Here is a 16,174-nt window from a genome sequence, read left to right on the forward strand (position 1 = left end):
GAATGTGCGGCCTGCGAGTTAACTCATCAGCCTCTATTGGCACAAGCAGTAAATCACAGCGCGCACATCGTAATTTATTAGTTAGGTACGTTCTAGGTGAGGAAGCTGCTTTTTCACACTCTTCCTAAAGTAAAGTTCTACAAGTATGGTAACAAAATCAATGGTTGGGTGCAATCGACAGCCCAGACTCCTCCTTTGGCTAAGCTTTTTGCTCCTGCTCAACGGCTGTTTGCACGGTCCCGTAGGTCCCTCGACCGGCAATAAAGGGCAACCCGGTACGCAAACGCCCGTCAGCGAACACCTGACGCTCGGCAACCCAAGTGACGCCAGTACCGTCGACCCCGACAATTATCTGCTGGTAAAACCGCAGTTTACACTGTCGTTTAACCGTAGCCGGGGTATTGCCAACTGGGTGAGCTGGCACCTCGACCAAACCTGGCGCGGCGATGCCCCCCGAAGCAAAACCTTCCGACCCGATCCCGACCTGCCTGCGGGTTACTCGACCGTACGAAGCGCTGATTATGAGCGTACTGGATTCGACCGGGGGCATCTTTGCCCGTCTGAAGACCGCGACAATACGCCTGAGGCCAACGCAGCCACGTTTGTCCTATCAAACGTCGTGCCGCAAGCCCCTAATCTAAATCGGGGCGTCTGGAAATCATTGGAAGATTATGCCCGCAAACAGCTGGATACAGGCAATGAAGTGTACATCATGGCAGGTGTCACCGGCACGGGCGGTGCGGGTGAACAGGGAGAGGCAAGTAGTCTGGCCAATGGCAAAATCACCGTTCCAGCCTATTGCTGGAAGGTTCTGCTCATCCTGCCCAACGGCGATAATGATCTTCAGCGCATCAATGCCAATACGCAGGCAGTGGCGGTGCTGATGCCCAATCAGCAGTCGGCCTCGGGGCAATCGTGGACCAATTATCGGCTGACCGTCGGCGAACTGGAGCAGCGAACGGGCATGCGCTTTTTTACGAACCTCCCCCCCGATGTGCAATTGGCCCTGAAACGCCAGACAGCCACGGGCTATTAACAAAAAACCGGCGATCCGTAACCGACTTGCCTGGGGCATATGTCAGCTATGGATCGCCGGTTAGAATTGGGCGCTTTTACTTACAAGCGCGGGATGCGCAGCACCTGACCGGGGTAGATAAGATCGGGGCTCTTCAGCATGGGCTTGTTAGCCTCGAAGATGATACCATACTTCATGGGGTCACCGTATACTTTTTTCGAGATCGCCGATAGCGTATCGCCTTCTTCAACGGTGTGGAATTGCCCTTCCGGCTCCGGATTGTCGACCTGCAACTGATTGTCGACAACGGTCACACCTTCTACGTTCCCAACGGCCAACGCCAGTTTTTCGGCATCTTCCTGCTTGGCTACCTGACCTTCCAGCGTTACGGTATCCCCTTTCGTTTTAACGGTCAGGGTTTTGTAGGGAAGGCCCAGTTGCTTCACGTGGTTGAGCAGTGCACTGGCTTTCAGCGGCTCCGGATCGGCGGGTTGATTGGGGGTAGCGGCCGGAACTTCCTCTTCGTGTTTACCGAAAACTTTTTCGCCAACGCCTTTGAAAAAACTTAAGAGACCCATGCGTAGAATTGATTAAGTGTTAAACATACGGATTGATGGTGCAAACAACTTGTTTTTACCAAAGAAATCAACACTCAGACGAGCCCATTGTTCAGAAGTAACAACATTGGCCTGTCGGAGCGGGCATAAAACTATGGTTAAAACCTATCCTACGCCTGTAAACGACCTGTGCCCTCTGTTATCTTTGTGTAATTCTTCAAGCTAATTTTTTCTTATATTTTTCACAATCTACCTCATGCACATGCGATTAACTCAGCCAGTCCGCCTGGCAGCCCTTGTGGGCCTGGTGGCAGGCTTGGCCGGTTGTTATGAAAACGACCTGGCCCGCCGTGTGGACCCCCTATCGCGCGGGACAGCCAGCTTTGCCCGCTATGTGGCTGTTGGCAACTCATTGACTGCCGGTTATATGGACGGTGGTCTCTACCGCGACGGACAACTCAATAGCTATCCCTATATTTTATCGCAACAGTTCAAGCTGGTTGGCGGTGGCAACTTTATACAACCTCTGTTTACGGCTGAGCAGGCAAACGGAACGGGCTACCTCAAACTAACCAGCTTGCCAACGGCCGCAAGCGGTGGCCTACCGGTTACGTCGATAGTAGCGCCTCAGGCGGTGCGCACGCTGGTAAACGGACGGCCTCTGTACACCAAGTACACAACGTACCCACTCAATAACCTGGGTGTGCCGGGCATTCGCATGAGCGACATCCAGACGCCGGGCTACGGTACCGCCGCAGGTAACCCGTATTTTGAGCGCCTTTTGCCCGACAACTCAACCCAGACGTACCTGCAATTCGTAACCAATCAGGTGAACGGTGCCACGTTCTTCTCCAGCTTCATGGGCAACAACGATGCGCTGGGCTACGCTACCTCGGGCGGGGCGGTCGCGTTCACCCCAACGACCCTGTTTACGGCCAATTCGGAAGCGCTGCTGAACGTCTTGAGCAACGGTGGCCGCAAAGGTGTTGTGATTGGTATTCCTAAAATTACGGTAGCTCCTTTCTTCCAAACCGTAACCCTCACGCAGGTACTGGCGCAAGTCAACGCGGCGGTGCAGAAAGCTACGCCCGGCGCACCGGCCATAACGGCGCTCGTTATTCAGTCGCCACTGGCAGCACAGGGCATCCGGGCCACCAAAGCGGGGGATCTGCTGCTGTTGAACCTACAAGCTGACTACGCCACCATCGGCCGCACCGATGTAGGTACAAAAGTGGGGCCTTACGGTCTTTCGCTCACCAACCCGCTGGCTAACGCCTCAGTGCTCGACGCCGAGGAGGTGGCCGCGCTGAACGCGAAAATTGACGAATACAACGGCATCATGAAAGCGCAGGCCGACGCTCGTGGCCTGGCCTGGACTGACCTGTCGACGTTGGTCAATCAGTTAACATCTGGCCTTACGGTCAACGGCACCACGTTTGGTATTGGCTACATCCTGGGCGGCACTATCGGCCTCGATGGCATCCACTTTACGGCAGCTGGCCAAGCACTCGTAGCGAACGAAATCCAGAAATCAATCGCCGCCAAATACAACACACTACTCCCCGAAATCGACGCCTCGCGTTACCGCAAAGTGTTGGTTCAACCTTAATAACGATGAAAAAACACGCATACATACTGGCTGCGTTGGTGCTTAGCTCGACGGCGGCAATGGCGCAATTACCCACTCGTTCCATTGAAGTAGGTATCAAAGGGGGAGCTACGTTTGTTCACGGCTATACCACGATTCCAGCTCAGCCAACGAGCATTGTGGGGGTGCAGGTGCCGCAATTGGAGAACAAAAACAACGGTGTCGGTACAGGGTATTCATTCGGCGCATTCACCCGGTTCAACAATGCCAACCGCAAAGGTTACATTCAGGTTGAAGTCTCCTATAACCGCTATCTGCTGAAGCAAAAAACCAACGCGACGCTCGACGTCAACGCCAACCCATCGTTGTCGGCTCGTTTGCCCATCAGCTTTGCCCCTGGCCTGCTCAACGCGACAGTCGACGTTACATCTGAATCGTCGATCGAGTCGTTCAACGTACCTGTGCTGTTCGGGCGGCGTATTCTGAAAGACCGCCTGCGCGCCTACATCGGGCCCTCGCTCATCTTCGTCAACAAGTCGCAGGCGGTACGTAATACGCAGGGGCAGGTTAACCCCAATGCGGCGATCGGCTTCGGCACAGCCATTCCGATTCCGGCTACGGAAGAAACGACTAATCTGTTGAGCGTTCGTGAGGCGGCCAATTTGCAGGTGAAGCGCTTTACTTGGGCACTGGAAGCCGGGTTGGGCATTTCGCCGCTACAGTTTCTGGACGTAGACGTTCGCTACGCCGTACCGGCAGGGGGCGTCTACCGCGATGCCAACATCAAAGGGTTTCTGGGCATTGCCACCGTTACGGTTGGGCTGAAGATTCCTTAACCGGTACGTTACGCAGCTTTCGATGCCACCGCTCAACCCTGAGTGGTGGCATCTTTTTTTGGTGTCGTTTACCAGTATCGCAGGGCCATCCGTATTCAGTTAATTCAACCATTACTACGCTTTAGGCATCGTTTCTACCAGTTCAACGGATATACGTTTAGAGGGCGCTCACGCAGTTCTAGTTTTACAGCATCTTCCTCGCTCGAACAGCAACAACGCCCTAAAACAATGATCCATATATGCCACGCCCCTGTCGCCTCGCCGCAACCTGTCCGGCCAATTGCCACGCCCATCAACGTGCCGAAGCTATCACTGCCGTATCGCAATCAGCTTGTGCAGGTACTCGCCACCGATATCGTCTGGCTGGAAGGAGCCAGCAACTACACCTTTATTCACACGCGCGACAAACGCCGGTATCTGGTTGCCAAGAACCTGAAGCGGCTTGAAGCCGACCTGCTTGGTTCACCATTCTGCCGGGTGCACAAATCGACCCTGGTTAACCTAACGTACCTGCTCGACGTACGTTTTGGCGATGATCCCCACCTACACCTGAAAAGCGGTCAGACCATCAGTATTTCGCGGCGCCGGATTACCTCCACCCGGCGGCAGATTCGCGCCTTCCAGGCCGAGCTGGCGAACTAAGCAACGTACCTGACCGAAAAAAGCCCCACCAGATTGCTCTAGTGGGGCTTTTAAACCTTATAGGTTTTTAAGATCTATAAGGTTTTCTTATTTCAACACGCTGAAATCGAACGTATCCAAATACGCGGTGGTGAACTGACCTGACTTGAAGCCGGGATCATCCATCATCTTGATGTGGAACGGAATGGTCGTCTTGATGCCTTCGATGACAAACTCCTGCAAGGCACGCTTCATCCGCGTCAATACCTCTTCACGCGATTGCCCCGATACAATCAGTTTAGCGATCATCGAGTCGTAGTTCGGCGGAATCGTGTAACCGGCATATACGTGGCTATCCACGCGTACACCATGTCCACCCGGAATGTGCAGGTTGGTGATCTTACCCGGCGATGGGCGGAACCCGTTGGCGGGGTCTTCGGCGTTGATCCGGCACTCCAGCGCGAACAGTTTCGGCGTGTAGTTTTTGCCCGAAATAGGCACACCAGCGGCCACTTTGATTTGTTCTTTGATCAGATCATAGTCGGTAACTTCTTCCGTAATCGGGTGCTCTACCTGAATCCGGGTATTCATTTCCATGAAATAGAAGTTATTGTACTTATCGACCAGGAATTCGATCGTTCCCGCGCCCTCGTAGCCAATCGACTGCGCGCCCCTGATGGCGGCTTCGCCCATGCGTTCCCGCAGGTCGTCGGTCATGATGGGTGACGGCGTTTCTTCGAGTAGTTTCTGGTGACGCCGCTGAATCGAGCAATCGCGCTCCGACAGGTGGCACACTTTACCATATTGGTCGCCCACGATCTGAATTTCGATGTGGCGCGGCTCCTCGACAAATTTCTCCAGATACAGCCCGTCGTTGCCAAAGGCAGCACCGGCTTCAGTCCGGGCATCGTTCCAGGCTTTTTCGAACTCGGCTTCGGCCCGGATAATCCGCATACCGCGCCCGCCGCCACCGGCCGTCGCTTTGATAATGACCGGGTAACCCATCTCGGCGGCCAGTTCTTTACCCTGCTCGATGCTTTCCAGCAGCCCTTCCGAACCCGGAATAACTGGTACGCCCGCTGCTTTCATGGTCGCTTTGGCGGTAGCCTTGTCACCCATGGCGTTGATCTGCTCAGCGGTTGCGCCAATGAACTTGATGCCGTAGTCGGCGCAGATTTGCGAGAATTCGGCGTTTTCCGACAAGAATCCGTACCCAGGGTGGATGGCATCGGCCCCTGTTACTTCGGCAGCCGAGATAATGCTGGGAATATTCAGATACGACTGTCGGCTCACCGGCGGACCGATACAGACGGCTTCATCGGCAAAACGCACATGCAGACTATCACGATCGGCGGTTGAATAAACGGCCACCGTGCGGATGCCCATTTCGCGACACGTACGGATGATGCGCAACGCGATCTCGCCCCGGTTAGCGATTAGGATTTTCTTGAACATAAGATCGGTCAACAGGCGTAGAGACGCAATCCCTTGCGTCTCGCAGGCGTCAGCAAGAAATCAGGCCCGGTTTTCAAGCTGGCATACGTTTTTGCTGACGCGTGGGAGACGCAACGGATTGCGTCTCTACGGCGGGTACATTAAATTTCGACAACAAACAACGGCTGATCGTACTCGACAGGCGTGGCGTTTTCCACCAGCACTTTCACGATCCGGCCCGAAATCTCCGACTCAATTTCGTTGAAGAGTTTCATCGCCTCGATGATGCAAACCACTTTGCCGGGTTTGATCTCGTCGCCCACCTCAACAAACGAGGGCGTCTCGGGATTCGACGACCGGTAGAACGTTCCGATCATAGGTGATTTGATGGTAACCTGATTGGCTGCCGGAGCCGCCGCCGGAGCCGGGGTTGGCGCTGCCGCAGGCTGAGCCGGAGCCGCCGCAGGGGCTGCTGCCGGAGCAGGCGCTGCAATTGCCACGGGGGCGGGTGCTGCTGCCGCTACGGTTACCGAAGCCGACCGCTTCACATTGATCTTGAGTTCACTGGTCTCGATATTCACCTCATCGAGGCCCGATTTCGAGATAAAATCGATTAGCTGTTGAATGTCCTGTGTGCTCATAAGCAAGGGTTTATAGGTTGGCATTTGGCGCCCGAAGTTACGCTACCTGGGTACGTTCCCAGGCTACAGCGGAGCCACTTCAGACGTCAAACTCCAACCTATAAACTGATTTATTTTACTCGTTCCTGATACTCCCGTGTGCGCGTATCCACCCGGATTTTATCACCCTGATTGATGAAAAGAGGTACGTTGATCATAGCCCCCGATTCTACCTGTACGCGCTTTTTAGCTCCGTTGGCGGTATCACCTTTCAGACCAGGCTCGGCATAGGATACTTCCAGTTCAACCGACACGGGGAGTTCGCAGGTCAGTGGCGCTTCGTTTTCCGTATTGATCAGCACTTCCACTTCCTGCCCTTCTTTCATCAGGTCGGCCTGATCAATGATCTTTTCGTCGATATTGATCTGGTCGAATGTTTCCTGATCCATGAAGTTGTAGCCCGCTTCGTCTTTGTACAAAAACTGAAATTTGCGGCGCTCAACCCGGACAGGCGTAATGCTTACGCCCGCGTTGAAGGTGTTGTCGATAACGCGACCCGACGAGAGATTTTTCAGCTTCGTACGAACAAAAGCGGCGCCTTTTCCGGGCTTCACATGCTGGAATTCGATGATCTGAAACAGGTCGTTATTGTAGTTGATTACTAAGCCGTTCCGAATGTCTGCGGTCGTTGCCATGATTTTTAATGTACAATGAAGAATGAACAATGTACAATGTGTAGACGGATAATGCTGCTGAGAATCAGCTAACGGGAATTGTAAATTCCCATCGTACATTAATCATTCTTCATTGTACATCAACTTTTTAATAACTCCACTTCACATAAACCGCCCCCCAAGTGAAGCCGCCGCCGAAGGCTGCCAGCACCAGGTTATCACCCTTTTTCAACTTCGATTCGTAGTCGAACAGGCAAAGCGGAATGGTTGCTGCGGTGGTGTTTCCGTACTTATGAATGTTTAGCATCACCTTGTCGGCACCAATACCCATGCGGTTGGCGGTCGCGTCGATAATGCGTTTGTTGGCCTGATGCGGTACCAGCCATGCCACGTCACTTCCGTTCAGGTTGTTTCGTTGCATGATCTCGGCAGACACGTCGGCCATATTTTTCACGGCAAATTTAAACACCGATGGGCCGTCCTGATACACGTAGTGCCAGCGTTTCTCGACGGTCTCGTGGGTGGGCGGGTAGCGGCTACCCCCTGCTTTCTGAAACAGGTGGTATTGCCCCACGCCATCTGACCGGATGATGGAGTCGACGATACCGTAGCCTTCTTCAGCGGCTTCGAGTAGTACGGCACCAGCCCCGTCGCCAAATAGCACACAGGTAGTGCGGTCGGTGTAGTCGACAATGGACGACATCTTGTCGGCCCCAACGACCACGACCTTGCGGTATTTGCCACTTTCGATAAACTGCGTGCCCACCGTGAGGGCATACAGAAAGCCCGAGCAGGCTGCCTGAATATCGAAGCTCCCGACGTTACGGATACCCACCATGTCGCAAATCAGATTGGCGGTGGCCGGAAACACATAATCGGGCGTGACGGTGGCGCAGATCAGCAGGTCGATGTCTTCGGGAGACGTATTCGTTTTTGTTAGCAACCCCCGAACGGCCTCAGCGCCCATGTGCGACGACCCCATGCCTTCGCCTTTCAGGATGTGCCGTTCTTTGATGCCGGTGCGTGTGGTAATCCACTCATCGTTGGTGTCTACCATCCGTTCCAACTCCGCGTTGGTCAGGATGTAGTCAGGTACGTAGCCATGTACACCGGTAATTGCTGCTCTCATCATTGTTTTTTACTTACGGGGCCTCAGCTGAGCGCCTGCGCGATCTTCCGGTGGGCATCGGCTTCAACCTGCCGGATGGCTAAGTTGAGCATATTTTTAATGGCCGTTGCCGACGAAATCCCGTGGGCAATAATCACGTTGCCGTTCACCCCGATGATAGGGCTTCCGCCAACCGATTCATAATTGGTCCGGTCGATAAACTCGTCCTTGAAACCCCGTTCCGTTACAATATTGTAAAACGATTCACCCAGTTTAAACAGGGCATTACCCGTAAAACCATCGGTCACGATCACGTCGGCACGGTTCAGAAACATGTCTTTCCCTTCAATGTTTCCGACGAAATTGATGCGGCGCGACTCTTTCAGCAGTTGATGGGCTGCCTGGGCAATCAACGAGCCTTTCTGCTCTTCTTCGCCGATATTCATCAGCGCCACGCGGGGCTGGTCGATACCAAACGTGTACTGAGCGTAGATAGACCCTAATTCGCCAAACTGAGCCAGCATCTCGGGTTTACAGTCGGCGTTGGCCCCAATGTCGAGCATAATGGCCGTTCCGCCGTTGAGCTGCGGCACAAACCCGGCAATGCAGGGGCGAATTACGCCCTCGATGGCTTTAATGCTAAACAGGGCGCCCACGTGCATCGCGCCGGTATTCCCAGCGCTGCAAAAGGCATCGATCTGTTTTTCTTTCAATAGTTTGAAACCAACGCTGATACTCGAGTTTGGTTTCTGCGACAGGGCCTTTGTGGGGTGCTCGCCCATCTCAACCACATCGTCGGCATGCAACACTTCAAGGGCTGGGTGCTTGGCTACCCCATGCTGTTGAAGTTGCTCGTCGATAACAGCCTGTTGACCGATTAAGACGATACTAACCTGGTCTGGCAAACCGGCTCTGATGGCTAACGCTACACCTTCGATGATGGCATCTGGCGCAAAATCACCACCCATGGCGTCCACAGCAATCTTCATTGAATACAATCGGTCAGTGAATCGAAGGGAAGGAATCGGACTAAAGAAACCCACTGTCTTGTGCTCTCATCCTCACATACCCCGCGCTCCGAACAGTAGAACAAGGGCGTAAAATTAGCAGGGAGGGGCCAAAAAAAAAGTATTCCGCCTTCATCTGAGTCAGACGCCGGCGGAATACCTGCTTCAGTTTACCAGTTTCTGGTTTTACGTTTTCGGTTGCTCCGCATCGGCGCCGCCTCCATACAGGGCGGCATTGCAGGAAACGCCAAAACGATACTTACGAAACTGCTTTGTAGCCTTCAACGATCATTTTGCCACGATAGAAGAGGTTGCCTTCGAATACGTGGGCGTGGTGACGCTCATGAACTTCGCCCGTTGAGGCGTCGGTTGCCAGCGTTACAGGCGTGGCTTTGTAATGCGTCCGGCGTTTGTCGCGGCGGGTCGATGAGTGGCGTCGCTTGGGGTGTGCCATTTTTGGTAAAACAGTTTAATGTTTAAAGTCCAATGTTCAAGGTTGCAGCCGGGGCAACCGCAACGGCGGACCGTGTCAGACTTTAAACGTTGGACATTGAACTTTTAATTATTACTCAATTTACGCAGGGCTTCCCAGCGGGGGTCCACTGCGGGTGTTTCTTCGTTGGACTCGTCGGCGGCGGTGGTTGAGCCAGAGGTATAGATCAACGTTCCTTCCGACTCCTCGTCGTCATCCTCGTTAGCGCGGAACCGGGGGTGCAGCCGTTTCATGGGCAGCGCCAGCACAATGAAATCGAAGATGTAGCGGGCCACGTTGATCGTCTGCGTATTGCGTTCGATCAGTTCAATTTCATCGGTCAGTTCCTCGTTCCGGTCGGCAAATTTGAGGTACAAGGTCTGGTGGGTGTCCACCGATTCATCGTACGGATCAAGGCTCCGATCGCAGATCTGCTCCACACTACCCTGAATCGCGAAGTCTAGACGAATCATCGTCTCTGACTTGTCGAGTACCAGGTGCGTCGTTACGTTACCATCACCAATCAGCTGTTGCTCAAGGACTTGGAAAAACGATTTGTCCGACGTGAAGTCGTATTCATACCGTTTATTTTCCAGGCCGGCGATGTTGATATCGTATGGGCGTAGTGCGTTCACCTCAGTCGTTTGCTAACAAGGCCGCAAAGATACGAACTCTTTCTGAATCAGGGAACCAGCCGCTTAGAAATTTCGGGCACGGGAATGTGGATTATGTGGATAAGCGCGGCGCTATCCATGCGGTTGGGCCAGACGAACGCAAAAAATCCGTGGTCATCTGCTCCATCCGTGTCATCTGCTCCATCCGTGTCATCTGCGTTCCAGCATTTACGCCGACCTTTACGGCATGAAAAAGTTGATTGTCGTAACGGGCGGCTCCAAAGGCATTGGCCGGGCCATCGTCGATAAGTTTGTGCAGGAAGGTTACGATGCCGTTGTCTGCGCGCGTGACGTGTCAGATGTCGAGGAGCCAAACCGGTTTCCGTTTGCCGCCGACCTAAGCACACGGGCCGGCGTGGATGCCCTGGTTGGGTACGTTCGCGGGCTAAATCGGCCAGTCGACGTGCTGGTCAATAATACAGGTACGTTCCAGCCAGGCCAAATTCACAATGAAGCCGAGGGTACGTTCGAGCAGTTGATGAACACCAACGTGGCCAGCGCCTATCACCTCACGCGCGGCCTGGTTGGCGACATGATGGACCGGCGCGATGGCCATATTATTATGATGTGTTCAACGGCCAGCATTACGGCTTACACCAACGGCGGCTCCTACTGCATCTCGAAGTTTGCGCTGCTGGGCATGAGCCGGGTACTACGTGAGGAACTTAAACCCAGCGGTGTACGCGTTACTGCTGTATTGCCCGGCGCTACGCTGACGGCGAGTTGGGAAGGCGTCGACCTGCCTGCCGACCGGTTTATGCAACCTACCGATGTAGCCGATGCCATCTGGACGGCCTGTTCGCTGCCCAAAACCGCCGTGCTGGAAGAAATTTTGTTGCGCCCACAGCTGGGCGATATTTGATGAATGTACACTGCACGATGAATCCTGTATAACGACTTCGCCAATCAGTTGAGTGTAAATCTCAAGTATTGCCATTGTACAGTATTCATTGTGCCTTGTACATGAACTAAGACATGAATACATATTTCCGCCTTCTTTCATTTGGCCGACCGCTGGGGCGGTTTCTGGCGCCGTTTGTGCTCACGTCGCTCCTGGCGGCATTGTTTGCGACGGTCAATTTTGCGCTGCTGATTCCGCTCCTGAACGTGCTGTTCGATCAGTCTAAGCTAGCGGGTTTTCAGGGGGCTAATCCCCGGCCCGAATCGCTGCTGGATGGCGTAGGCTGGTTCAACTATTACTTCGCCTATTTCTTTCGCGAATATGGGCAGGTAGGTACGTTGAAGTTCGTTTGTGCGATGGTGGTTAGTTCAGTACTGCTGAGCAATCTGTTCAAGTACCTATCGGCCAGGCAGTTGGAGAATTTTAAAGCGCGCATGGTAGCGACCCTGCGGGAGTCGGTTTTTTCGCGGACGTTACGCCTGCACCTCGGCTATTTCTCCGATCAGCGCAAAGGCACGCTCATCTCCCACATCACCACCGATGTGCAGGAAGTAGAAGGGTCTATCGCTAATACGCTCTCGGCGGCCTCAAAAGAGGTATTCACGCTCGTTTTCTTCCTGATTACCCTCTTCACGATCTCCACCAAGCTCACGCTGGTGGCGTTTCTGGTGATTCCCATTTCGGGTGGGGTCATTGCCATGCTGGTGCGACGCATGAAACGCGACGCGACGCAGGGACAGCAACGCCTCAGCGGTCTGATGAGCGTGCTCGACGAAACGTTTGGCGGCATGCGTGTGGTGAAAGGCTTCAACGCCGAGTCGTTTATTGTTGACAAGTTCCGCGAAGAAAACAATGGGTATCGGCAGGCGATCCGGGCGTTGGCCAACCGCCGCGAACTGGCCTCGCCGTTCTCTGAATTCATGGGCGTGGCCGTACTGTCGGGCATTTTGCTCTATGGCGGCTCGCTGGTATTATCGGGGCAGAGCGACCTGTCGGCGGCGGAGTTTGTCACGTACCTGGCCCTGTTTTCGCAGGTGACCCGGCCCGCCAAAGACATTTCCAACGCCTTCAGTGCATCGCAGCGCGGGTTGGTATCGGGTAAGCGCGTCCTGGACCTGATGGATACCCAACCGGCCATTATCGACAAACCAAACGCTTACCCACTTACCGACTTTCAGCACGAAATTGCCTTTGAGCACGTGTCGTTTTCGTACGAAACCGGCACGCCCGTTCTGAAAGACATCAGTTTTCAGCTTCAGAAGGGCAAAACCATCGCCTTGGTGGGCTCGTCGGGCGGGGGTAAATCGACGCTGGCCGATCTGGTGCCCCGTTTTTATGATCCCACGGCGGGTCAGGTACGTATCGATGGGCACGACCTGCGCGACTGCCAGACCGCCTCGCTCCGTAACCTGATGGGCATCGTTACGCAGGAGAGCATTCTGTTCAACGACACGGTGTTCAACAACATCGCTTTTGGCAGCAACGCCAGCGCGGCCGAAGTGGAACAGGCGGCGCGAATCGCTAATGCGCACGAGTTTATCAGCCAGATGCCCAACGGCTATCATACGACCATCGGCGATCGGGGCAGTAAGCTATCAGGGGGGCAACGGCAGCGCATCAGCATCGCCCGGGCCGTGCTGCGCAACCCGCCCATCCTGATTCTGGACGAAGCAACCTCGGCACTGGATACCGAGTCGGAACGGCTGGTGCAGGAGGCACTGACCCGGCTAATGGCTAACCGCACGACGCTTGTAATTGCCCATCGGCTCAGCACCATTCAGCACGCCGACGAGATTTTGGTTATCAATCAGGGCCGTATTGTGGAGCGCGGCCGCCACGACGAACTGCTGCTGCTCGACGAAGGTGTTTACCGCCGTCTGCAAATGATGCAGCAAGTGTAGGGGCAGGGGGCGTAGGGCTTGGGACATAAATAACCCTGCGCTCCTTGCTCCAAGCCCTACGCCCCCTGCCCCACGCTCTTCGTTTCCACGCCGTCCAGCTTTCCAAGTTTTCCCAGCACCACTTCCACCAGCGTGCGGCGCAGCTCCAGATCAAGCAGACAGGCGGTGTCGAAATCCTGTTTCAGGATGGTTAACTGGTGCTCTTTCACGATCCGCATTACGTCGTTCATCTGCTCAAACGGAAAGCGGAGCCGATACACTTCATTGACGGTTTTCTCCACAACCGTGGCCACGTCGAGTGCAGCCACGGTTGCCAGTTTATAGGCATTGATCAGCCCTGGTACACCGAGCAACGTACCCCCAAAATAGCGCACGACCACCACGAGAATGTTCGTCAGATCGCGCGACAGGAGCACATTGAGGATGGGTCGCCCGGCCGTACCGCTGGGTTCGCCGTCGTCGTTGACCCGGTAGTGGCTGCGGTCAAGGCCCAGCCGATAGGCATAACAATGGTGATTGGCCTTCGGGTGAATTTTACGCAGGGTGTCCAGGTACGTTCGGGCATCGGCCTCTGAGCGAATCGGATAGGCGAAAGCCAGGAACTTACTGCCCCGGTCGCGAAAATCACCTTCGGTGGCGGCGGTAATGGTCCGAAACGTATCGTCGAAAAGTGTCATGTCAATTGACGGTCATTGGTTATTAATCCTCAAAAATGGGTTACGCCGCTACTGACCAAATACCGGCAAGCCATTACTTATTCTAAACAGCAGCCGCTTTCTGGCAGTTATATAGCCACAAAACCGCCACCAATGCATACCATTCCAATGTCTACACAACCGCCCGAAAATACGCCTGGTCCCATCGACCAGCTAGCGTTACGCTACCTGCGGCGGGCTTTAGACTCGGCGCACCCGACTGACGAACCGTTTGTCATGAACGAGCTGGAAAACCAGGTCATTGGCAAAGTTCGTCGGCAAACGATCGGTATGGCGGTCCTGTTAGGCGTTTTCGGCGTAGTTTTTCTGTATCTGCCTCAGTACCTGTGGCCCTCTTTTTTTGCCTCAACGAACGTCTCGCTTTTTGGGTATTCATTTGCGCTGCCCCTGATCACAACGCTGTACGGTATCCTGCTCGTCTACCTGGAAGTTTATGCATTGCTGTACATCAACCTGCGGGCTGTGCGGTACGTCATGGCTGTCTGTCAGTTTCCCCGGCAACACGACGCCCAGTACGAACGGCACCTGTATGCACTGGCCGAGGCTGTGCGGGAAGGAGCCGACAAAGGGCTGTTACGCTACGGCATTGATCCCTATCTGGGCCTTCCGCAATGGGGGCTGAACGCCTTCTTTCTGGTCAACCAGGTGAAAGGGGTACTGAGTTGCTTCGTGCTGAAGGTGGCCATGCGACCAGTATTGGGGCGGTTTGTCGTTCCTCAAGTCATTAATCTGGTTGGTTTGCCTGTGTATGCTTTCTGGAATGCCTGGGCATCGAACCGGGTCATCCACGAGGCCAAAATCCGGGTTATGGCTCCGCTCACGATTCGGGAATTTGTGGATGACCTTTACGAAGAATGGCGGCATAACGAGGACTTCTGTGCGCTTATCCCCGAAGCCCTGCAATATGTGGCGGTGCTGAAACGCCAATACAACTATGCGCATTTGTTGCTTACCGAAACGCTGATGGATCGGTTTGGCCTACAGGTCATTAACCCAACTGGTCGCTTTCTGGACCGGCTGGCCGAGGCGCCGTCGGAAGTACGGAAGCCACTGGAACGACTGGTTATCTTCGGCGTGTTGATTGACGGCAATCTGTCGTGGTTTGAAAAGCGGCGTTTGCGCCAGTTGAAAGACCGCAATTGGCTCTCTTATTCGATTGCCGACATCGAGCAAATCGGCAAAGAGTATTACCAGGGCCGTGGTCTGTGGGTGTAGTCCCACGCCAGTCTGCGCGTCGAGCGCCTATTTTAGCATCACAGGTACGTTACCGTTACTGACCGTCGCTCCTTGAATTAGCTTCATCATGCGTTTCCTTCCTTATTTCTTACTCCTGGCGTTGTCTGTTGGCTGCACCAAAAAGAGCACCGACAAAGCCAACCAGAACGACGTAAAAGACACTTCACCCGCCAAGCTCCCCCAACCGGCGCCCGGCGAAGCCGTAGCCACCTTTGCCGGTGGCTGCTTCTGGTGTATTGAAGAAGAGTTTGAGTTACTCAAGGGTGTGCGCGAAGCCGTGTCGGGCTACGCGGGTGGCGAGTTGGCCAACCCTACCTATGAGCAGGTCGGCACCGATCAGACAGGGCATGCCGAGTCGGTTCAGGTGTATTACGATCCAAAAGTTATTCCGTACGATACGCTCGTCAAAGCCTTCCTGTATGCCCATGACCCCACCACCCTCAACCGGCAGGGGCCTGATGTGGGGACTCAGTATCGGTCGGTGGCATTTTACCGAACCCCCGCCGAAAAAGCAGCGATCGATAAAGCCATCGCCCTTTACAATACCAGCGGTATGTATACCGACCCCGTGGTGACGCAGGTGGTGCCCTTCAAGGCTTTTTACCCTGCCGAAGTGTACCATCAGGGCTATTACCGCGCCCATCCCGACGACTTCTACATCAACAGCGTTTCGAAGCCCAAAGTCGAGAAATTTAAAAAGAAGTTGGCTGATAAGCTCAAACCAGAAACGGAAGCGAAGTAGTCGATTGAGCTAGCCAAAATTCTCAGAAGAATAAGCGCCGCGTAGCCTTGTCAGTGCCGTCTTATGCGCTAT

Annotated in this window: 17 protein-coding genes; 8 read left to right on the forward strand and 9 right to left on the reverse strand. The window is 54.3% G+C overall.

The features are described 5' to 3' along the window. The first annotated feature begins 208 nt into the window (after window positions 1-208). Entirely contained in the window at window positions 209-1,036 is an 828-nt protein-coding gene (locus ACAW74_RS07325) for a DNA/RNA non-specific endonuclease (RefSeq protein WP_370697539.1), read from the forward strand. An 80-nt stretch (window positions 1,037-1,116) separates the two neighbouring features. Here ACAW74_RS07325 and lysM read toward each other — a convergent pair whose 3' ends face one another. Beyond that, window positions 1,117-1,593 (reverse strand): peptidoglycan-binding protein LysM, encoded by a 477-nt coding sequence (lysM, locus tag ACAW74_RS07330; protein WP_370697540.1) that lies wholly within the window; start codon window positions 1,591-1,593, stop codon window positions 1,117-1,119. 241 nt (window positions 1,594-1,834) lie between these two features. Between lysM and ACAW74_RS07335 the strand changes: the two genes are divergently transcribed. The 3 genes from ACAW74_RS07335 (at window position 1,835) to ACAW74_RS07345 (ending at window position 4,638) form a co-directional block, all read left to right on the forward strand. After that, window positions 1,835-3,181: an SGNH/GDSL hydrolase family protein gene (locus tag ACAW74_RS07335; protein ID WP_370697541.1), complete on the forward strand. Its 1,347-nt coding sequence runs from the start codon at window positions 1,835-1,837 to the stop codon at window positions 3,179-3,181. 5 nt (window positions 3,182-3,186) lie between these two features. Then, entirely contained in the window at window positions 3,187-3,996 is an 810-nt protein-coding gene (locus ACAW74_RS07340) for an outer membrane beta-barrel protein (RefSeq protein WP_370697542.1), read from the forward strand. Window positions 3,997-4,224: 228 nt separating this feature from the next. Further along, a complete protein-coding gene (locus tag ACAW74_RS07345; RefSeq protein WP_370697543.1) occupies window positions 4,225-4,638 on the forward strand; it encodes a LytR/AlgR family response regulator transcription factor in 414 nt (137 codons plus the stop codon). An 87-nt stretch (window positions 4,639-4,725) separates the two neighbouring features. On the opposite strand, the gene accC is transcribed toward ACAW74_RS07345, so the two are convergent. The 7 genes from accC to ACAW74_RS07380 all read right to left on the reverse strand — a co-directional run bounded on the left by accC (window position 4,726) and on the right by ACAW74_RS07380 (window position 10,567). Then, window positions 4,726-6,072 (reverse strand): acetyl-CoA carboxylase biotin carboxylase subunit, encoded by a 1,347-nt coding sequence (gene accC / locus ACAW74_RS07350; RefSeq protein ID WP_370697544.1) that lies wholly within the window; start codon window positions 6,070-6,072, stop codon window positions 4,726-4,728. Between the two features lie 140 nt (window positions 6,073-6,212). Continuing rightward, window positions 6,213-6,692 carry an acetyl-CoA carboxylase biotin carboxyl carrier protein gene (gene accB, locus ACAW74_RS07355; protein WP_370697545.1) on the reverse strand — a complete coding sequence of 160 codons (480 nt, stop codon included), beginning with the start codon at window positions 6,690-6,692 and terminating at the stop codon, window positions 6,213-6,215. Window positions 6,693-6,802: 110 nt separating this feature from the next. Continuing rightward, window positions 6,803-7,366, reverse strand: coding sequence for an elongation factor P (gene efp / locus ACAW74_RS07360; RefSeq protein ID WP_015330060.1), 564 nt, complete (start codon window positions 7,364-7,366; stop codon window positions 6,803-6,805). 127 nt (window positions 7,367-7,493) lie between these two features. After that, window positions 7,494-8,477 carry a beta-ketoacyl-ACP synthase III gene (locus tag ACAW74_RS07365; RefSeq protein ID WP_370697546.1) on the reverse strand — a complete coding sequence of 328 codons (984 nt, stop codon included), beginning with the start codon at window positions 8,475-8,477 and terminating at the stop codon, window positions 7,494-7,496. Window positions 8,478-8,497: 20 nt separating this feature from the next. Further along, on the reverse strand, window positions 8,498-9,442 hold the full coding sequence (gene plsX / locus ACAW74_RS07370; RefSeq protein ID WP_370697547.1) for a phosphate acyltransferase PlsX: 945 nt from the start codon (window positions 9,440-9,442) through the stop codon (window positions 8,498-8,500). Between the two features lie 277 nt (window positions 9,443-9,719). Continuing rightward, complete coding sequence (rpmF, locus tag ACAW74_RS07375) at window positions 9,720-9,914, reverse strand: 50S ribosomal protein L32 (RefSeq protein WP_370697548.1); 195 nt, start codon at window positions 9,912-9,914, stop codon at window positions 9,720-9,722. A 104-nt stretch (window positions 9,915-10,018) separates the two neighbouring features. Further along, window positions 10,019-10,567 (reverse strand): YceD family protein, encoded by a 549-nt coding sequence (locus ACAW74_RS07380; protein ID WP_370697549.1) that lies wholly within the window; start codon window positions 10,565-10,567, stop codon window positions 10,019-10,021. 226 nt (window positions 10,568-10,793) lie between these two features. Between ACAW74_RS07380 and ACAW74_RS07385 the strand changes: the two genes are divergently transcribed. Continuing rightward, the gene (locus ACAW74_RS07385) at window positions 10,794-11,468 is read left to right on the forward strand and encodes an SDR family oxidoreductase (protein WP_370697550.1); all 675 of its coding nucleotides are present in this window, start codon (window positions 10,794-10,796) and stop codon (window positions 11,466-11,468) included. Between the two features lie 113 nt (window positions 11,469-11,581). After that, entirely contained in the window at window positions 11,582-13,408 is a 1,827-nt protein-coding gene (locus ACAW74_RS07390) for an ABC transporter ATP-binding protein (protein ID WP_370697551.1), read from the forward strand. A gap of 56 nt (window positions 13,409-13,464) precedes the next feature. On the opposite strand, the gene ACAW74_RS07395 is transcribed toward ACAW74_RS07390, so the two are convergent. Further along, window positions 13,465-14,085 (reverse strand): IMPACT family protein, encoded by a 621-nt coding sequence (locus ACAW74_RS07395; protein WP_370697552.1) that lies wholly within the window; start codon window positions 14,083-14,085, stop codon window positions 13,465-13,467. 147 nt (window positions 14,086-14,232) lie between these two features. On the opposite strand from ACAW74_RS07395, the gene ACAW74_RS07400 reads away from it, so the two are divergent. Both ACAW74_RS07400 and msrA read left to right on the forward strand, forming a co-directional pair. Beyond that, a complete protein-coding gene (locus tag ACAW74_RS07400) occupies window positions 14,233-15,339 on the forward strand; it encodes an LBF_2804 family protein (RefSeq protein WP_370697553.1) in 1,107 nt (368 codons plus the stop codon). Window positions 15,340-15,427: 88 nt separating this feature from the next. Then, window positions 15,428-16,102: a peptide-methionine (S)-S-oxide reductase MsrA gene (msrA, locus tag ACAW74_RS07405; RefSeq protein ID WP_370697554.1), complete on the forward strand. Its 675-nt coding sequence runs from the start codon at window positions 15,428-15,430 to the stop codon at window positions 16,100-16,102. The last annotated feature ends 72 nt before the right edge of the window (window positions 16,103-16,174 follow it).

The organism is Fibrella musci, assembly GCF_041321105.1.
Taxonomy (GTDB): Bacteria; Bacteroidota; Bacteroidia; order Cytophagales; family Spirosomataceae; genus Fibrella; species Fibrella musci.